Origin of the sequence: Kordiimonas pumila (assembly GCF_015240255.1) — a bacterium.
Taxonomy (GTDB): domain Bacteria; phylum Pseudomonadota; class Alphaproteobacteria; order Sphingomonadales; family Kordiimonadaceae; genus Kordiimonas; species Kordiimonas pumila.
The window spans coordinates 2,940,498-2,957,500 of sequence record NZ_CP061205.1 but is presented as its reverse complement, the minus strand read 5'-3'; the positions used below and the strand labels follow the sequence as shown (position 1 = coordinate 2,957,500).

11 protein-coding genes, 1 tRNA gene, 2 rRNA genes and 1 pseudogene (1 of these 15 only partly in view) are annotated in these 17,003 nt (G+C 46.7%); 9 read left to right on the top strand and 6 right to left on the bottom strand.

The features are described from left to right. From ICL80_RS13045 to ICL80_RS13010, 7 genes are all read left to right on the top strand, one after another. Positions 1-1,550 (top strand): 23S ribosomal RNA (locus ICL80_RS13045); it begins 1,198 nt to the left of the window's first position. A 102-nt stretch (positions 1,551-1,652) separates the two neighbouring features. Next, positions 1,653-1,767 (top strand): 5S ribosomal RNA (gene rrf / locus ICL80_RS13040). Positions 1,768-1,852: 85 nt separating this feature from the next. After that, entirely contained in the window at positions 1,853-1,999 is a 147-nt protein-coding gene (locus tag ICL80_RS13035) for a hypothetical protein (protein ID WP_194212963.1), read from the top strand. Beyond that, positions 1,977-2,053: transfer RNA gene (locus ICL80_RS13030), tRNA-Met, on the top strand. The genes ICL80_RS13035 and ICL80_RS13030 overlap by 23 nt, the downstream gene beginning before the upstream one ends. 149 nt (positions 2,054-2,202) lie before the next feature. Beyond that, positions 2,203-2,622, top strand: a complete 420-nt coding sequence (locus ICL80_RS13025; RefSeq protein WP_194212961.1) for a hypothetical protein — start codon at positions 2,203-2,205, stop codon at positions 2,620-2,622. Between the two features lie 27 nt (positions 2,623-2,649). Further along, a protein-coding gene (locus ICL80_RS13020) for an IS3 family transposase (protein ID WP_392389792.1) occupies positions 2,650-3,788 on the top strand; the annotation gives its coding sequence in 2 pieces (ribosomal slippage) (positions 2,650-2,920 and positions 2,920-3,788; 1,140 coding nt in all). A gap of 302 nt (positions 3,789-4,090) precedes the next feature. Further along, a complete protein-coding gene (locus ICL80_RS13010) occupies positions 4,091-4,912 on the top strand; it encodes a hypothetical protein (RefSeq protein ID WP_194212959.1) in 822 nt (273 codons plus the stop codon). 84 nt (positions 4,913-4,996) lie between these two features. On the opposite strand, the gene ICL80_RS13005 is transcribed toward ICL80_RS13010, so the two are convergent. Next, a protein-coding gene (locus ICL80_RS13005) for an IS3 family transposase (RefSeq protein ID WP_392389792.1) occupies positions 4,997-6,135 on the bottom strand; the annotation gives its coding sequence in 2 pieces (ribosomal slippage) (positions 4,997-5,865 and positions 5,865-6,135; 1,140 coding nt in all). A gap of 327 nt (positions 6,136-6,462) precedes the next feature. Here ICL80_RS13005 and ICL80_RS13000 point away from each other — a divergent pair. Next, entirely contained in the window at positions 6,463-8,472 is a 2,010-nt protein-coding gene (locus ICL80_RS13000; RefSeq protein ID WP_194212957.1) for a serine hydrolase domain-containing protein, read from the top strand. 38 nt (positions 8,473-8,510) lie between these two features. Here ICL80_RS13000 and ICL80_RS12995 read toward each other — a convergent pair. The 5 genes and pseudogenes from ICL80_RS12995 to ICL80_RS12975 form a co-directional block, all read right to left on the bottom strand. Then, positions 8,511-8,645, bottom strand: a pseudogene (locus tag ICL80_RS12995) (IS30 family transposase); the annotation flags it as partial. A 61-nt stretch (positions 8,646-8,706) separates the two neighbouring features. Next, positions 8,707-10,527 carry an amidohydrolase gene (locus ICL80_RS12990; RefSeq protein ID WP_194212955.1) on the bottom strand — a complete coding sequence of 607 codons (1,821 nt, stop codon included), beginning with the start codon at positions 10,525-10,527 and terminating at the stop codon, positions 8,707-8,709. An 11-nt stretch (positions 10,528-10,538) separates the two neighbouring features. Continuing rightward, positions 10,539-11,624, bottom strand: coding sequence for a YncE family protein (locus ICL80_RS12985; RefSeq protein ID WP_194212953.1), 1,086 nt, complete (start codon positions 11,622-11,624; stop codon positions 10,539-10,541). 80 nt (positions 11,625-11,704) lie between these two features. Beyond that, the gene (locus tag ICL80_RS12980; RefSeq protein ID WP_194212951.1) at positions 11,705-12,673 is read right to left on the bottom strand and encodes a calcium/sodium antiporter; all 969 of its coding nucleotides are present in this window, start codon (positions 12,671-12,673) and stop codon (positions 11,705-11,707) included. A 131-nt stretch (positions 12,674-12,804) separates the two neighbouring features. Beyond that, positions 12,805-14,370 (bottom strand): serine hydrolase domain-containing protein, encoded by a 1,566-nt coding sequence (locus tag ICL80_RS12975; protein WP_194212938.1) that lies wholly within the window; start codon positions 14,368-14,370, stop codon positions 12,805-12,807. Positions 14,371-14,638: 268 nt separating this feature from the next. On the opposite strand from ICL80_RS12975, the gene ICL80_RS12970 reads away from it, so the two are divergent. Beyond that, positions 14,639-16,894, top strand: coding sequence for a TonB-dependent siderophore receptor (locus ICL80_RS12970; protein ID WP_194212936.1), 2,256 nt, complete (start codon positions 14,639-14,641; stop codon positions 16,892-16,894). Positions 16,895-17,003 lie beyond the last annotated feature (109 nt).

The window sequence follows — 17,003 nt, the reverse complement described above, 5'->3', positions numbered from 1 at the left end:
AAGGTGTGGCGTGAGCCATGCTGGAGATATCAGAAGTGAGAATGCTGACATGAGTAGCGATAAAGAGTGTGAGAGACACTCTCGCCGAAATCCCAAGGGTTCCTGTGCAAGGCTAATCCGCGCAGGGTGAGTCGGCCCCTAAGGCGAGGCTGAAAAGCGTAGTCGATGGGAAACAGGTTAATATTCCTGTACCTGGTGGAATGTGACGGATACTGTAAGTTGTTCTTCCTTATTGGATTGGAAGGGCCGCGAAGGTGTCCCAGGAAATAGCACCACCATATAGACCGTACCCTAAACCGACACAGGTGGGATGGTAGAGCATACCAAGGCGCTTGAGAGAACTGTGCTGAAGGAACTCGGCAAATTGCCTCCGTAACTTCGGGATAAGGAGGCCCACCATTGAGGCAACTCATTGGTGGGGGCACAAAAGAGGGGGTGGCGACTGTTTACTAAAAACACAGGGCTCTGCGAAGTGGTGAACACGACGTATAGGGTCTGACGCCTGCCCGGTGCCGGAAGGTTAAGAGGAGCGGTGAGAGCTGCGAATTGAAGCCCCGGTAAACGGCGGCCGTAACTATAACGGTCCTAAGGTAGCGAAATTCCTTGTCGGGTAAGTTCCGACCTGCACGAATGGCGTAACGACTTCCCCACTGTCTCCAGCACAGACTCAGCGAAATTGAATTCTCCGTGAAGATGCGGAGTACCCGCGGTTAGACGGAAAGACCCCGTGCACCTTTACTACAGCTTCAGTGTGGTATTAGGGACAACATGTGTAGCATAGGTGGGAGGCTTTGAAGCAGGGACGCCAGTCCTTGTGGAGCCGACCCTTGAAATACCACCCTTGTTGTTCCTGATGCCTAACGACGATCCATGAAACTGGATCTCGGACCCACTGTGGCGGGTAGTTTGACTGGGGCGGTCGCCTCCCAAATGGTAACGGAGGCGCGCGAAGGTAGGCTCAGACCGGTTGGAAATCGGTTGTTGAGTGCAATGGCATAAGCCTGCCTGACTGTGAGACTGACAAGTCGAACAGATACGAAAGTAGGTCATAGTGATCCGGTGGTTCTGAGTGGAAGGGCCATCGCTCAACGGATAAAAGGTACGCCGGGGATAACAGGCTGATACTGCCCAAGAGCTCATATCGACGGCAGTGTTTGGCACCTCGATGTCGGCTCATCTCATCCTGGGGCTGGAGCAGGTCCCAAGGGTTTGGCTGTTCGCCAATTAAAGAGGTACGTGAGCTGGGTTTAGAACGTCGTGAGACAGTTCGGTCCCTATCTGCCGTGGGCGCAAGAGACTTGAGAGGAGCTGCCCCTAGTACGAGAGGACCGGGGTGGACGGACCTCTGGTGGACCTGTTGTGGCGCCAGCCGCATTGCAGGGTAGCTATGTCCGGAAGGGATAACCGCTGAAAGCATCTAAGCGGGAAGCCCCCCTCAAGATTAGGTCTCTCTGAGAGCCGTGGAAGACCACCACGTTGATAGGTCAGGTGTGGAAGCGCAGTAATGTGTGGAGCTAACTGATACTAATTGCTCGATAGGCTTGTAGAGCCTCTCCATAGACAGAGATAAAATATCTTTGAATATAAAGGTTAAACAGCATGCAGCAGCTGAAAAGCTGCAAAACAAAACGCAAAGAACACTCTTTTGTTGATCTGGTGGTTATAGCAAGGTTGTCCCACCCGGTCCCATCTCGAACCCGGAAGTGAAAAGCCTTTGCGCCGATGGTACTTCGTCTTAAGGCGCGGAAGAGTAGGTCATCGCCAGATCTACAAAAGAGTGTTCAAAAACATCATCACAGTTCCAAACAGTTTATGAAACCGGCTCATTGCCGGTTTTTTAATTTAAGGCTTTATGCCTGATCATACGCGCGGGACCGAGCAGCCCGCCTCTTCAAAAGCATCGCTTCTGAAGATACTGTGTCGCCGTAAGGCATCAGAAAATCGCTACCGGCTTAAATACCGGATCACTTTCTTGACGCGGGATGGAGCAGCCCGGTAGCTCGTCAGGCTCATAACCTGAAGGTCGTAGGTTCAAATCCTACTCCCGCAACCAAATAAAGCCAGTTAAGTATATGACTTAACTGGCTTTTTCTTTTTGTTGTTTACAGCAAGATTCTCCCGCGTGTAGCCTTAAATGGCTAACACATTTCTATCACATTTAGCACATCTATCGCAGTCATGCTCATTTGGGGAGAGTTACTGGTGTCAAATGGAGTCCAACATAAAATATTAGGCGACAAAGTCGCCCTTTATCGTCGCCCTAATAGTTCAAGGTGGCATTGCTCAGCTTCTATCAAGGGTAAGCAGTATAGAAGCAGTACAAAGGAAGAAAGTTTAAAGGCTGCTAAAGACGTTGCTCAAGACTGGTACATGGAGCTGCTTAATAAAGACCGTTTTGGGGAACTCTCTTCTGGTAAAACCTTTCGTGAAGCCGCTAAGAAGTTCGAGATTGAGTATGAGGTTATCACAAACGGTCGGCGCAGCCCCAAATGGGTACAAGGTCATAAAGACAGGCTTCGCCTGCACTTGCTCCCTTTCCTTGGTAGTAAACCTCTTAAAGAAATTACATCTGGTGTAGGACAGGAATACTGGACTTGCTTCGGTTTAGTGGAGAGCATTTGATATGATCCTAGACTTTGGAGTTATTACATGTCTTCACATCGAGTATTGTTTACAAAAGAATTTAAGGAAGAAGCAGTTCGTCTTGCGTTAACGAGTGATCGTCAGCGACAGGATATTGCCTCAGATTTGGGCATAGGTAAATCCACTCTTTGCCGCTGGGTTAGCCAGCATCGTCATTCAGTCCAGCCGGATGCTGTTTCAGATGACAAGGATAAGGAGCTTGCCCTTCTGCGACGGGAAGTTCAACTTCTGAAGGCAGAACGCGATTTATTAAAAAAGGCTACAGCTCTTTTCGCCCGGGAAAGTCGGTGAGGTTTTCCCTTATTGATGCGAAGAGGGCCTGTCTGCCTGTTGAGCGTGCCTGTTTGTTGCTGAATGTCAGTATGAGTGGTTATTATGCCTGGAAGAAGAGGTCTGTCAGCAAGCGACAGCGCGATGATATGGTGTTGCTTGTCCATATACGCAGCTATTTTCGCCAGTCAAACGATACGTATGGCAGTCCCCGTATGGCAGCAGAGTTGCAAGCATGTGGGTTTTCTGTTGGCCGTCGGCGTGTTGCCCGTCTGATGAAAGAGACTGGCCTGCAAGCCAGACAAAAAAGGCGGTTCAAATGCACAACAGATAGCCATCATGATAATCCCGTGTTTCCTAACTTGCTGGAGCAAGATTTTACAGCTTCTGCGCCAGACAGGAAATGGGGTGTTGATATCAGTTATATCTGGACAATGGAAGGTTGGCTCTATCTGGCAGTTGTCATTGACCTTTATGCCCGTCGTGTTGTTGGCTGGGCCACAAGCAACAGGCTAAAAAAGGAGCTGGCCCTTGAAGCTCTGGACAAGGCTTTCATCCTCAGACAACCGCCTCCCGGCCTGATCCATCACAGCGACAGGGGCAGTCAATATTGCTCATACGAGTATCGCAAGCGTCTGAAAAAATACCGTATGACCGGCTCTATGTCAGCCAAGGGAAATTGCTATGATAATGCCGTGGTGGAGACATTCTTTAAAACCATTAAAACTGAACTTGTCTGGCGCACAAGTTTTGCAACACGAAAGGAAGCTACAAATATGATTGCACACTATATCGGTGATTTCTATAATCCCAGACGCCGTCATTCGACATTGGGATACTTAAGCCCCATTCAGTTCGAAAAAAGGGCCGCTTAAAACTGAAAATGCTCTCCACTAAACCGAAGCAAGCCCAATCTTTGGCACTATCGAAAATGTGCAGGAAGCCGCAACGACATGGATGTGGACATACAACAACGAACGGCCCAATATGGCCATCGGCGGCATCACGCCAAAGCAAAAACTCGCCAAGGGCATGCCCTTGGCTGCATAACGGTTCAACTTTTGAAACCCTCTATAAATGGGGGTATTACCCTGCCGCTAGATATGACAGTAAAATGAAAGCCAAAGCGCTTTAGCCTATTCCCTTATACAACATTATTTGAAAAGGGGAGATATAGATGAGGTATCAACATCCACTAACCACCACTATGAACGGGAGCCTGTTATTTTTCTTTTTCTTGATAGCAGCTGTTGTTTGCACCAATGTACTAACAAAACCAACCTTCGCACAGAACATAGAAAAACTACAACAAGAAGGCACTAAAAAGCTTGTCATTCAGTATCAGACTGATGTGATAAAGCGGGCAGAGTTTCGAAAATTTCTAGTTGAAAAACAGATGAAAAGCCTTTCAAAGCTCAAAACAGATGGGAAAATTCTCAACTATAGAATTTTATTCAGTTGGTATGCTCAACCTGAAGTATGGGATGCCATGTTGGAGCTAACGTTTGAAAGCCCTACAGACCTCGCACACTGGAAAAAGCTCGAAGAAACCATGCCTGGAGGTTTATCTCCTGAGGGCTTGGCTCTTGGTCACCCGGTATTAACTAGCGCTGCAGACTTGGCATGGGAGGAAGGTGATAATACAACAGTTAAAAACGATACTTCCGTTTATTACGTTATCCCCTATTCCTACAACAATGCAGCAGAATATATCGATTACGCTGCAGCTTACGTTATTCCCCAATACCGTGGCTGGTTAGAAGAAGGCCTTCTTAAAGGCTATGAGCTTTTACTGAACCGTCACCCAGTCGGCAAGCCTTGGGATGCACTAGTTATTCTACGGTATTCTGACATCGAAGCTTTCGGAAAACGCCAGCATGTGCTGGAAAAAGTACGCGAAGGTTTACGCCAAAAACCAAAATGGGTTTCCTATCATGCCCGAAAAGGCGATATTCGTTCTGAAACAGAAAACAGCATCGCTAGCCTTCTTTCAAACTAAAGCAAGAAACCCGATGTTCCATACATCGGGCTGCTACAGGCTGAGCCTGGACTTGCTTCGGTTTAGTGGAGAGCATTTTCAGTTTTAAGCGGCCCTTTTTTCGAACTGAATGGGGCTTAAGTATCCCAATGTCGAATGACGGCGTCTGGGATTATAGAAATCACCGATATAGTGTGCAATCATATTTGTAGCTTCCTTTCGTGTTGCAAAACTTGTGCGCCAGACAAGTTCAGTTTTAATGGTTTTAAAGAATGTCTCCACCACGGCATTATCATAGCAATTTCCCTTGGCTGACATAGAGCCGGTCATACGGTATTTTTTCAGACGCTTGCGATACTCGTATGAGCAATATTGACTGCCCCTGTCGCTGTGATGGATCAGGCCGGGAGGCGGTTGTCTGAGGATGAAAGCCTTGTCCAGAGCTTCAAGGGCCAGCTCCTTTTTTAGCCTGTTGCTTGTGGCCCAGCCAACAACACGACGGGCATAAAGGTCAATGACAACTGCCAGATAGAGCCAACCTTCCATTGTCCAGATATAACTGATATCAACACCCCATTTCCTGTCTGGCGCAGAAGCTGTAAAATCTTGCTCCAGCAAGTTAGGAAACACGGGATTATCATGATGGCTATCTGTTGTGCATTTGAACCGCCTTTTTTGTCTGGCTTGCAGGCCAGTCTCTTTCATCAGACGGGCAACACGCCGACGGCCAACAGAAAACCCACATGCTTGCAACTCTGCTGCCATACGGGGACTGCCATACGTATCGTTTGACTGGCGAAAATAGCTGCGTATATGGACAAGCAACACCATATCATCGCGCTGTCGCTTGCTGACAGACCTCTTCTTCCAGGCATAATAACCACTCATACTGACATTCAGCAACAAACAGGCACGCTCAACAGGCAGACAGGCCCTCTTCGCATCAATAAGGGAAAACCTCACCGACTTTCCCGGGCGAAAAGAGCTGTAGCCTTTTTTAATAAATCGCGTTCTGCCTTCAGAAGTTGAACTTCCCGTCGCAGAAGGGCAAGCTCCTTATCCTTGTCATCTGAAACAGCATCCGGCTGGACTGAATGACGATGCTGGCTAACCCAGCGGCAAAGAGTGGATTTACCTATGCCCAAATCTGAGGCAATATCCTGTCGCTGACGATCACTCGTTAACGCAAGACGAACTGCTTCTTCCTTAAATTCTTTTGTAAACAATACTCGATGTGAAGACATGTAATAACTCCAAAGTCTAGGATCATATCAAATGCTCTCCACTAAACCGAAGCAAGTCCACTTTGGGCTAGGGCGCTTTTTATGTGGTTATTACAATTGAGCATGACCTTGCTGGAAGCAAGTAGCCTTGGAAATATCGAGCTTCGACAAAGCGGCAGTATTCTCAATAATGAAATTATATTATTAAATAAGAAAATATATTTCAAAATAGAAAAATTTGCGCTACATTTCGATATATGATGAATTCAGGTGTTTATACATCAGTCGTTTTGCATGTGGCTCTTATGCTTGCCTCGACGGCTATTTTGACAAGGCAGATAAAGTGACATGTATAAATTGATAACTACGGTTATTTTTTGCTGGCTACTTGGGTTTGGCTGCAATGCAGAAACTCCTGAATTTACAACACCACCGGCACTTGCCTCTGATCAAGCGATTTTGGTGGCATCAACAGATGATATACCTACTCATATAGAAAACCCCAAACTGACCAAGATGGATGTGGATGTTTGGCTCGACGGTTTCGTGCCCTCAAGAATTAAACGTAGCGATGTGGCTGGGGCTATTGTGGTTATCGTTAAGGATGGCTTGATTTTGACCCAGCGTGGTTATGGCTATGCCGATATTGCTGCAGGGTTAAAGGTAGATGCTGAAACCACATTGTTTCGGCCAGGTTCGACGTCAAAACTAATGACATGGACCGCTGTGATGCAACAGGTCGAGCAGAGTACTATTGACCTAGATCATGATATCAACACATATCTGGACTTTGAGGTACCCTCCTTTCACGATGAACCAATCACAATGCGCAATCTTATGACACATACGCCAGGTTTTCAGGAGCAGCTTAAAGACCTGCTTCTATTTGATCCTAGGGGACGAATGGCGCTTGCTGAATTTCTCAAAAATGAAACTCCTCCACGTGTCTATAAGCCTGGTCAGGTGCCATCTTACTCCAATTATGGTGCGGCCCTTGCAGGATACATAGTGCAACGTGTTTCAGGGCAATCGTTTGAGGATTATATCGAGGATCATATTTTTCATCCACTTAGTATGAGCTATGCCAGCTTTCGCCAGCCCCTGCCACCTGCACTGCAAGTCAGCATGTCGCGTGGATACGACCTCGCATCATCATCTCCAAAAGCTTATGAAATGTTTCCGGCACCTGCAGGAAGTGCGGCAATGACAGGGCCGGATATGGCCAAATTCATGATCGCGCATCTACAGGGTGGAGAATATCGTGGCGTGCGTATTCTGAAGCCTGAAACTGCTCGCATGATGCATGATAACCCATTTACCACTATAAGCCCAAAACTAAACCGCATGCAGCTTGGCTTTTATTCTATGGACCGAAATGGGCATCGCATTATTGGGCATGATGGCGACACTCGTTTTTTTCACAGTGCAGTGCAGTTGTTTCCAGAAGATGGTGTTGGTATTTTTGTATCGTTTAACAGTGTGGGGCGAGATGGTGGTAGCCGCGCTATTCGTACTGATCTTTTGCATGGCTTTGCAGACCGTTACTTTCCCGGGTCTATCGGCGGAGATAACGCTGTGCCAGATACAGCGCATCGTGATGGAATGTTGATAGCTGGCCGTTACAGCAGTGCTCAGCGATGGCAGGTTGGGTATGCATCACTGCTTGATCTTGTCACTCAGTCTGTTGTGACAGTTGATGATTTTGGGAGGATTACTGCATCGGCGATAGTGGGTGAAAATGGACAATTAAAGCAGTTCGAAGAAGTTGAACCGTTTCTTTGGAGAGAAGTTGGTGGTACCACCTTGCTTGGTGCTAAAGTCGTTGATGAGAAGGTTACCATGTGGAGTTATGGTGATACTGCACCAATCGGCGCTTTTCTACCGGTTCCCGTATGGCGTAGTGCAGGTTGGATTAACCCCTTGCTGCTACTCTCTATAGGAGTTCTCCTACTAGCACTGCTGCTTCAACCGATTGTGGCACTTTTACGCCGCTGGTATGCTATTAAACCCGCAATAAACGACTTAAGACTGCCAAGGCGTTTGTGGGTACAGGGCAGCATTGCTGGGGCTGTTTTACTTATGTTGGGATGGCTGGGGACTATCGGTTGGATAGTGAGTGAGTTTTCATTTACATCAGCGCTAGACCCGTGGATTTGTGTGCTGCAAATCCTCAGTTTTATAGTGTTCCCTTTAGCTGCTCTTATGTCTCTGTGGTATATGTGTGCTTCTTTTGTCGCATTTAAAGGGTGGCAAAAAGGGCTTGTCTGCGCTTGGAATATTATGCGAATGCTGAGCTGTGCTACTCTTTTATATGTGGCTATAGTCTTCGACCTGATAGGAACAAGTTTGGCATTATAAAGTGCACACCACTTAATACTAAGGATGGATTCAGTCGGTCAGTGCAACACTGTGTCCAACTTATTAGCTGGTGTTTTAAATCCCAAGGTTTTCCTTGGGCGATTATTCAGTTTCTCCGCCATCTCATTGAGTTCGGCTTGAGAATATCCCGACAAGTAACTACCTTTGGGGTATTACCGCAGCAAAAATACTGCTGTGACAAGCATTTCTTGATCACAGCAGTATAGATTAATATTAAGGTTTTGCACTCAGTGCATCAAAGACTATTTGACCGTCAAATACAGTGTATAAAACCTGTGTTTTTAGAATGTCTGTTTTCGGGATTTCCCTGATATTCTTTGACAGGACTATCAAATCCGCAAGTTTGCCTTCTGTTATGGTCCCTTTGATATCCTCTTCATAGGAAGCCCAGGCCGGATTGATGGTGTAGGCTTCTATTGCTTGATCAACTGTTAAGGCTTCTTGAGTGTGCCAGCCGCTGCCTTGAGGGGCATCAAAGTCCATTCGTGTTGTGGCAAGGTATATATTTTCAAGGGGCGAAACGGGGGCGCCGTGATTGCCATCGTAACTGCCTGGCCAATCTGATACAATGTTTAGTCGCCAGCCTTTTTTAACCATGGTTTGCCACGCGAATGCTGTGTCCTTTTGATCGTCGTACAGCTTTTGGGGCATGGACTTTAGTTCACGGATGAGGTGGAAGGGCGTAACGTCTGCAATCATGTGCATCCTGCCCCCTCGGTCTATTTCTTCCATGCGGGGATACCAAGCATGAAGGATACGAAACCGTCGTTCGCGATTAGGATTGGCCTTCAAAGTATCTTCAAACCAGTCAAAGGTCAGTGCGTGACCCTTGTCGCCTGTTACATGCATTGCGATGTCCCAGCCAGCTTTGTCGGCGCCTAACACAGTGTTGCGGAGCTGTGTTACGTCGTGATTGCGGAAGCTAAGCGAACCAGAAAAATGGTCATTATTGGGATAGTGTCTGAACATCAGAAAACCGTCAAGAAACATTTTGACAGCGCCGTAGCTGATCATTTCATCTCCGCCTTGCGGTTTATAACCAAACGCATCAAACCTATTCCACACGATTGCTGGTAAAATGGGGTAAATACGCTGTTTCAGGGAATTTTCTTCCCGCAGGCTTGTGAAAATTGTTAAGTCTGTCATCGAACGCTCTGCATTCGTTTCGAAGACAGTCTTGTCAGATATATCAGGGATACGCACAATATCATGTAGACCGGTTAGGCCGTAGCTTGTTAGTTCTGCCACCATATTGCGGGCGCCAAACATAACTTGCTGGTGTGACCTTGGCGGTAGGGATGCTTTTGCTTTTTCGCCAGCCGTGCCAAACAGCATGCCTGTTAGCTCTCCTGTTTTTGGGTCATGCTGATAATGACCACCAGAAGGATCAGGTGTGTTTTTATCAATATGCAGAAGTTGAAGGCCTGCACTGTTGATAAAATAGGCCCCATCAAAACGTTTTAACAGCACTGGCTGGTTTGGCGTTAACGCGTCTACTGCAACAAGTGACAGTTCGAAACTTATGGACGCTCCATCTTTTCTGGTTGGGGACTTATAAGGATACGCAACATAATCCCCAGACTTCTCAGCCGCCCAGCCAGTTTTTGATGACCAATTGCCTCCTGTTATCCAGTATTCATCCGGGATACGCTCTGCCCGGTCTTTGATAAGAGCTAACATGGCTTCTTCTGTACTAACAGAGTTCAGGCGAAGCTCGTAAAAGGCATTGATGGCATTTTCCATGTGTGTGTGGGCATCAATGAAGCCGGGCAGTACCATTTTGCCATCAAGGTTAATAAGCTTTGTATCTGTGCCTTTCAGGGCCAAAACGTCTTCATTTTTCCCCACCTTAATGATGCGGTTGCCTTCAATGGCAACAGCTTGTGCTTCAGGGTTTGCTGGGTCAACTGTCCAGATAGTTGCATCATATAAGATCAAATCAGCATGGCCTTCAGTACTGAAGGATGGTAATGACAAAACAGAGGCGAGGCCTGTGATTATCGCGATCCTGGACACTATTTGAATGACATTCATCTTGGCCTCCATCAAGGTTTATAGGTTAAGATACGGAAGCTGTTTGCATGAGCAACAGGCTCTGGTGTTTCTGTGCTATTTGCATTAGGTGCTAACTGGGTAAAGTCAGATGTTACCAGAAATATCTTGCCGGTGCTTTGTTCCAGTTGCATGGTACGGGCACCAGGCTGTGTGCTGACATTGCCAAGCAATATAAGGTTGCCGGCTTTATCAAACTCTATAACTGTCAGTGTTGCATCGTCACCGTTGCTGCTAACAATGCGGCGGCGTTTATGGTCAACCGCAAGGCCGTCAACACCACGCCCGATCGGAACAGTATCTGTTATTTTACCTTCAGGCGTTAGGGCCAGCAACATTGGGGCTTTTGTGCGGCCACGGCAGGCAACAATCAGCTTGTTTATCTCATGCAGAAATTCAGCGGCAGCTGGTTGTTCACAGTCACCCAGCATAAAATGGTCTTTTTCCTCCAAAGTATCTGAGTTCAATTTCAGCATCAGGTCGCGGTCGCGCATAGGGGCGAAAACGGTACCGTGACCGTCAAAGGCGGGGTCGTCCATTTTTGTGCTGTTAAAGTCTTTTTGGGTAACTTTCTCACCACTTTTAGGGTCAAACGCATAAAGTGTCATGTGCCCACCTGCGCGGCGCCCGGTACCAATAATTACGTGTTTGGATGCTGGGTCAAACACGGTTCCGTTAAGGCCTTTAGGATCAACTTTTTCACGACTTAACACTTTTAATGAGGAAAGTTCGAGAAGCATAACCGTGCCGTCTGCCATGGCAACAAAAACGCGGTCATATTCTGGTAAAACAAGCGGGCCATTTGCACCAATGGAGTTGGGGATTGTTGTGATGGCTTTTTGGTTGTTTATGTCAAAAACAGTAAGGCCATCATCCCTGCGGGCAATAAACATGCGGCCACTTTTCTGATCAAGGCTCAAATAATCCCAGTCAGGGGTACCCCCGGGCAATGTTACTGAGTTTTCAAAACTGTATAGCAGGTCTTGTTCTTGTATGCTGGTATGTGCTGTTACAGTTATTGCTAAGCTGAGCCCAAGCGTGAGAGCTACTTTTTGTGCTCTTGCTTTGAATGTTGTCATGTTTGTCTCCCCATATAGTGATGCAGTATTTTAAAACCACACCACTATATGGGGGAAAGCTTGCACCTTGCTGACACAGCTCAGAGGGGGCTTGCAAGCACACTGTTTGAAGCAAGGTAGAACATATAGGCCCCGTAAAGTGCCAGCATGACAAGGCCTGATACCCGCCCAATAGACAGGCTTTTATAGCAGTAAGGCACAAGTATGAGCCCCGAACCCAGCATGACCCACATATCAACCGACAAAAAGCTTGGCGGCACTGGAATGTCGCCAAAAAGGGATGAAACCGCCATAATGGCAAGAATGTTGAAGATGTTAGATCCAATAACATTGCCAATCGCTACATCGCTGTGTTTGCGGATAGCCGCCATTAAAGAAGTTGCCAATTCAGGCAGGCTGGTACCAAGCGCTACAAGGGTAAGGCCAATCACCTCTTCAGGGATTTCAAAGTCACGCGCTATGGTGACTGAACCAGATACGAGAATATTAGCGCCAATCGAGATACCTAGCAACCCACCCAGAACAAGGATTGTTGCAAAGCCATAACTATCAGGATTTTGAGGTATCTCTTCAAACCCGATCTCAAAAGATGGGTCATTTTCCATACCAGCTTTTGCTTTGACGGCAGAATACAGCAGGAACAAGACAAAGCATGATAGAAGAATAAGGCCGTGTACCCAGTTAATAATGTCGAAACACGCCAAACTAATGAACAGTAATGTTGCGCCGAGCATCAAGAGCAGGTTCCGTCCGATTCGGGGTACATTACAGCATATGGGGGTAATGAGGGCAGGAAAACCTAACACCAAAAGCACATTGGCAATATTCGAGCCTACAATGTTACCGAGGGCAAGTGTTGGCGCACCGCTGACAACAGCGTCAATGCCAACTACCATTTCCGGAGCTGATGTGCCAAAGGCTACAATTGTTAAGCCGACAACAAGCTTTGAAATGCCAGCTCGTGTGGCGATTGAGGCTGCGCCGCGGACAAGATAATCCCCTGAAACAAGCAGCAAAACTAGTCCTGCAATAACCTGTAGATAAGCCATTATGCTTTAGTCCCTTACATATTTTGAAATATTTTGTGCCAGGCCTGAAACACTGACGATGCCTGCAAAACTACGTCGTTATGGTGTGAACGACGTAGTTTTGGGAGTGTGAAAGAATGGCGGCAAGTAGCTTAAGCGGAAACACCTGTCAGGGTTGGCAGGTTGGTTTCTTGTGTATTCAGATTAACGCTTCTATCTATCCGCACTGTATTGCCTTCAAATATGCAAACCAGAGTGTCACGGAAAGCAGTTTCTACAAACTGCCAGGTAAGTTCCAGTTTATTGGGGTTTAGCCAGCGTGCACCTGCTACTGCCCGCATGTAATCAGGGTGATATTGGTGATGCAGGCGATTGCCAGTTATACTGGTGTCTTGCTCTATATATGTTTCAAACCCGTTTTTGACAGTATGTACGCCGTTTTCATCACTGAAATTATAGATACAGCAATTGTCTATAAATTCGAAAGAAACCCAGTTGGCTGTCTGATCATTGTTCTGAAATTTATAGCGCTTCCCTGAGATGGTATTTTCAATTTTTGCTGGGGTCGTTGGCTTCAGTTCAGGCAGAACACGCAGGCTGGCTATTTTATGTTGCAGAGGCTTGGCACTTCCATCTGGCCACTGTGTGGTTCCAGTAACAAAAGCAGCAGGAAAGTGTTTCCATATGGTTGGCTTAAGCTTTGAACTGCCATCAATGGCAGAAAATATTGCAAGCGTTGCATTGTGTTCTGGGAATACAATAGATAGCTGGGTGAATAGCCCGAGGGCATAATAGGCATTCTTCGGCCCCATCCACCACTGATAGCCATAGCCGTATTCGTCTTCACCGACTGAATGTCTGCGGGTGGCGGCTTTGACCCAGCTCTTAGGCAGTATTTGGTTGCCATTCCACATACCGTTTTGGGCATGTACTGCACCAAGTTTTAAAAGACCAGAGGTTTGCAGGCTCAGGCCGTTTGCGCCCGTACTGATGCCGCCGGGGCTTGTATCCCATTCCCACTGGGTAATTTGAAGTGGGTCAAAGAACCGAGGGACAAGATACTCTTCTGCAGATTGTCCGGTTGTTTTTGAAACAATTGCAGACAACATATAGGTAGCTGCACTGGTGTATTTGAATTTTGTACCGGGTTTGTAAACGACAGGAATTTTGAAAAATTCTGCAACCCAGCTTGTATTAATCGGCCGCCATTTAGAGCCAGATGTTTCAACAGCGTGTCCAGTTTTCATCACAAGGAGATCACGCACTGTCATCTGTTTCATATAGTCGCTTGCATCAGCAGGCACATATTCAGGAAAGAAAGAAACAACCGTATCATCAAGACTAAAGCGTTTTTCTGCAAGTGCCAGCCCGACTGCTACAGCTGTCATGCTTTTTGTAGCGGAATGTGTCATATGGATACGGCTAGGGTTGTATGGCCACCACCAGCCTTCAGCAACAACGTGGCTGTTACGCATTAGCATAAAACTGTGCAATTCAAGCCCTTGCTGCTCTACATCGTTAAGAAAGGCGAGGATTGAATCAGAGGATATGCCCTGGCTTTCAGGGGTTGCTCTTGAAAGGCCATCATCAGGGGCGTGCATTATAGCGGGTTGCATAGCTGATAGAGCGCCTGTTTTACTTGCGCACCCACCGAGTATGGAATATACGGCCGCCCCCATTGCTAATGAACCAAAGTGCCTTCTAGTTAATAATGGCATTATTTTACCCTCCGCATGGCCTACCTACTTCAAAAATACAAAAAGAAGTATAGAAATAACAAAGGTTGCAAATGATAGCTTACATGGCGCTGTCACCGAATGAAAATAACCTATTGTTGTTAGATTATTCCGCGTCTTGCGCGGCGACAGCATGGTGACAGAGATAGGACTGTATACTGTTGTCAGGTTCTATGGGCCTTCCTTGTAATAAGTGAGAAAGAAGGCGTCTTTTGAATAATGCAGAACCGTTAACAACAGGGGAGTTGAAATGATAAAACAAGATATCCGAAAAATATTGCTGGCAACAGTTAGTGGTGTGGGTTTGGTAAGTGTATGTTCTGTGTCTGTTTCTGCGCAGAACAACGAAGGTGGTCTTGAGCTGGAAGAAATTACGGTAACAGCAGAGCGTTCTGGCTTTGGTACTGATGTGGTTCAGGCCGGTAGTTTCCGTGGTGCTCGTGTTATGGATACGCCGCTTACTGTTAGTGTTATCTCTAGGGATATGATTGAGACGCAACAGGCAGAGGGGCTACTTGATGCGCTGAAGAACACCGCAGGTGTTACATCGGCTCAAATTGCTACAACAACATATAGCAATCTTGCCATTCGCGGTATTGATGTTGAGAATCGTGGCAACTACCGCTTGAATGGAGCGCTGCCGATCATTAACTTGATCGACCTGCCGCTTGAAGATAAGGTGAGGGTTGAAGCTCTTAAGGGAGCATCTGCCCTCTATTATGGTTTTTCTGCACCGTCAGGAATTATCAACCTTGTTATGAAGCGCCCAACTGAGGAGCAGTATATGGCTGCCAAGGTTTCTGGTAGCTCACGGGGTGCCTTCACGGGCCATCTGGATTATGGTAATACATGGGGTGATGGCGTTTTTGGCGCTCGTGTGAACCTTGTTTATGGTCGTGTGGATTCAGGGATTGATAATACAAGTGGTAAGCGGTTTTTGGCATCTGGTGCCTTTGATTTTAAACCAACGGATAATCTGACATTCTCGCTTGATGCAGAGCGGATTTATAAAACAGCAGGTGAGCCTGGTGTTTACCGTTTAACGACTAAGCCGCAGCCAACTGTTGATGATCCGACGCCGCAAGTTGAGTTACCTGTTTTCCGGGATCCTACTTTGAATTTTGGCCCAGGTGACTGGGCTGATTATATCTCTGGTGAAACAAACGTATTGCTGGCGGCTAAATGGAAAATTAACCCAGCATGGGAGTTGTCGGCTAGTGCGGGTACATCGCGCCATTCACGTGATCGTAACTTTAACTATATTGATTTTGGCAACCCGTTGCCAGATGATATGTATAACCTGAACGTCGGGAAGGCTGCGGGGGCGCGTCATGTTAATAAGAATATTCGTACAGAGTTGGCTGGTACCTTTGAAACAGGAATAGTGGTGCATAATGTACTTTTTGGTGCAGGTCAGAATGTGCGTGACAGGTATAATTCTTCTACAGTGAACAATGCGGCACCCGATAGTCCATGCACATCAAGAGGTACTCTCTTTTACCAACAAAGCCTTACTAATCCAGTTGAGTTTCCATCTGTACCGTTCTGCGCTCCTAATTATGGTACAAACAATAGTCGTAACTCAAAGATTAACGATATAGGATACTATGTTTTTGACCGTATCTCTTTTGGCGAAATTGTTGATGTTCTGGCAGGGGCTAGGCGTTCTGATTACACAGAATCAGCTTTGCAAACAGGTGAAGTAAAGTTTAGCACTAAAGTCTGGTCGTTCTCTGGTGGGCTTGTTGTTAAGCCGACTGATTGGGTAAGTGTTTATGGTACCTATATTGAAGGGCTCGAAACAACTGCAGGGGCGCCGTTAACCGCTAATAATGCCGGAGAAGATTTGCCACCTACAGATAGTACTCAATATGAACTTGGTGTTAAAATTCAGCCTCATAAGGGCTTGCTTTTTCAGGCTGCTTATTTTGACATAAAGAGGGGATCTGCCTATGTGAATGCAGCTAATTTTTATGTGCTCGATGGCAGCGAGCGGTATCGTGGTGGGGAGATCAGCCTGTCGGGTGAAGTGACAGACCAACTCTCTATTTATGCTTCCGCTCTTCTTCTCAAGGCAAAGTATGATGAGGGTGCTGATACAGTTTTTCTAACAAACTCTGATGGGTCGCCTTTGCTGGGTGCTGATGGTAGTCAGCGCATCAATACTACGCTTGTCGGAAACCGGGTTGAAAATACGCCCAAGGTCACACTTTCCGTTGCCGCAGATTATAAACTGGAAGATCTTGTACCTGGCCTTAGTGTGAATGGTGCAGTTTATCATGTTGGAAACCGAGCTTTAAACCCTTCAAACAACGTTCTTGTGCCCAGCTATACAACGTTTGACCTTGGCGCTGCTTACACAGCAGAAGTTGGTTCTAGGCAAACAGTGTTCCGCATTAACTGGGTTAACGTTGGTAATACACGTTACTGGGCGTCTACCGGTGGTGACCTGCTTGCTCAGGCTGCTCCATCAACAATTAAATTCTCTGTTGGCACAGAGTTTTAAAACCTAACTTTTGCGTGAGGGAGCCCCCCTTACTCTTACTTCTCCCTCTCTCAGTTTTGAGAGGGGGATTTTTTGTCTCTCAATGACTGGAGTTTAACAGAGGCATGTT

Coding starts and splice junctions, on each gene's coding strand:
- ICL80_RS13035 (WP_194212963.1), top strand. CDS start 1,853: ATGCCTGATCATACGCGCGGGACCGAGCAGCCCGCCTCTTCAAAAGCA.
- ICL80_RS13010 (WP_194212959.1), top strand. CDS start 4,091: ATGAGGTATCAACATCCACTAACCACCACTATGAACGGGAGCCTGTTA.
- ICL80_RS13000 (WP_194212957.1), top strand. CDS start 6,463: ATGTATAAATTGATAACTACGGTTATTTTTTGCTGGCTACTTGGGTTT.
- ICL80_RS12990 (WP_194212955.1), bottom strand. CDS start 10,527: ATGAATGTCATTCAAATAGTGTCCAGGATCGCGATAATCACAGGCCTC.
- ICL80_RS12985 (WP_194212953.1), bottom strand. CDS start 11,624: ATGACAACATTCAAAGCAAGAGCACAAAAAGTAGCTCTCACGCTTGGG.
- ICL80_RS12980 (WP_194212951.1), bottom strand. CDS start 12,673: ATGGCTTATCTACAGGTTATTGCAGGACTAGTTTTGCTGCTTGTTTCA.
- ICL80_RS12975 (WP_194212938.1), bottom strand. CDS start 14,370: ATGCCATTATTAACTAGAAGGCACTTTGGTTCATTAGCAATGGGGGCG.
- ICL80_RS12970 (WP_194212936.1), top strand. CDS start 14,639: ATGATAAAACAAGATATCCGAAAAATATTGCTGGCAACAGTTAGTGGT.